This window comes from Arsenophonus sp. ENCA (assembly GCF_002287155.1).
GTDB classification, from domain to species: Bacteria; Pseudomonadota; Gammaproteobacteria; order Enterobacterales; family Enterobacteriaceae; genus Arsenophonus; species Arsenophonus nilaparvatae.
The window spans coordinates 1-1,405 of sequence record NZ_NHNG01000336.1 but is presented as its reverse complement, the minus strand read 5'-3'; the positions used below and the strand labels follow the sequence as shown (position 1 = coordinate 1,405).

Annotated in this window: 3 protein-coding genes; 2 read left to right on the top strand and 1 reads right to left on the bottom strand. The window is 39.6% G+C overall.

Translation table 11 applies throughout. From position 1 onward, the window contains the following. On the top strand, positions 1–291 hold a 291-nt coding region (locus tag CBG25_RS08985; protein WP_290603789.1), incomplete at its 5' end, for a transposase. A 196-nt stretch (positions 292–487) separates the two neighbouring features. Continuing rightward, the gene (locus tag CBG25_RS08980; protein WP_290606138.1) at positions 488–841 is read left to right on the top strand and encodes a hypothetical protein; all 354 of its coding nucleotides are present in this window, start codon (positions 488–490) and stop codon (positions 839–841) included. A 268-nt stretch (positions 842–1,109) separates the two neighbouring features. On the opposite strand, the gene CBG25_RS08975 is transcribed toward CBG25_RS08980, so the two are convergent. Further along, entirely contained in the window at positions 1,110–1,355 is a 246-nt protein-coding gene (locus tag CBG25_RS08975; protein ID WP_290606136.1) for a hypothetical protein, read from the bottom strand. Between the last annotated feature and the right edge of the window lie 50 nt (positions 1,356–1,405).

The following is a 1,405-nucleotide window of genomic DNA, read 5'->3' as shown; positions in this document are numbered from 1 at the left end:
ATAGTAACAAACAAAGAGAATCCCACCCGTGAATACGTCAAATCTATCATGGATGCCCGTTGGTCTGTTGAAGTTTATCATCGAGAAGTTAAACAAAATTGTGGTATTGAACGCTGTCAGGCTCGCACGAGCCGAGCGCAAAGAAATCATATTTTTCTCGCTATTTCTGCGTGGTTTGAACAACATAAACGTCGTATATCTGAAAAAATAACCCTTTATCAACAAAATTGGGACGTAATCAAAAATGCTATTGCTGAGCACATCCGTGTTTTATTAGCGTACCCAAATTAGTTTTGTGCGAAACTCGTGTAAGAAAATAATGCTATTTATCGAATCGTTACACCGATGCTACTACTGTCCACTGAAAAACACCCGTTTGGTGGATGATTCATGCGGTATAAATCCTTATCGTCACGTGGATTCTCTCACTTGGAACAAAGATGAACTGATCCAAGGAAAAACGATAAAGATTAAAGGGTTTCCAAAAATGCATAAGGTGAAAATGTTCCGGGTTGTAGTGTCTACACACCGCACGGATTTTGTCGTGACTAACGACCTTTCTCAGGATACCACCTCAGGCACACACCAAGTGTGTGGCTGGCGATGGAAAGTTGAGCAATTTCACCGTGAAGCAAAACAACTCACTGGACTCGAAAAATGCCAATGTCGCAATGCTCGGATACAACGCAATCATATTGCATGTGCTTTTTTAGTCTGGACCCGATTAGCTCAAATTGCTCGAAGTACAGGCAAAACGCTTTATCGTATTAAGCGAGGATTGCTCGATGATTATCTTTGTCAGCAGCTCAAAAAGCCTACAATTATTATGCTATTTGCGTAAGTCCTATTATGGATAAAAAAACCGATGACTGAGCAGGAATAGTTAATTCGTCCTAGGGATAGGATTTAGTGAAAAAGAGATTATTTGCTATATGGTTTGCTGTTTTGTTGCGGTAACATCGTTGCCGTTGTGTGTTAGTTAACAGCAACATTTTCCCTGGTGTTGGCCAGCCTTGCGCTGGTCTTTTTTAATAGCTGAACGTTTACCTTTCGGTATTACTAATTTAAGTGGTATAAATTCAGGTGGGATAATAACTATTTGCTTTAGACTATTTCTTCAATGTGTCGAGAAATACCCCCAAATAAACAATGAGTGCTGGCACTATCATAATGCCGATAACCAGTAGCTCTTGTCCGCCTAAATGAATATTGCCTAGTTCACCACGTTTAAACCTTATTTGTGGGTCAATGACGGCATCGGCATGTGCAAGATGTCCCACTAACATTTCAAAGGCAAACGCTGCACTGATAAACAATAATGTTGTGATTAATAGTTTAATGATGTTAAGTTTCATGGTTAAACCTTTGTGAAATTAGCTTATTTCTTAACGCAAATCGCTTTGGC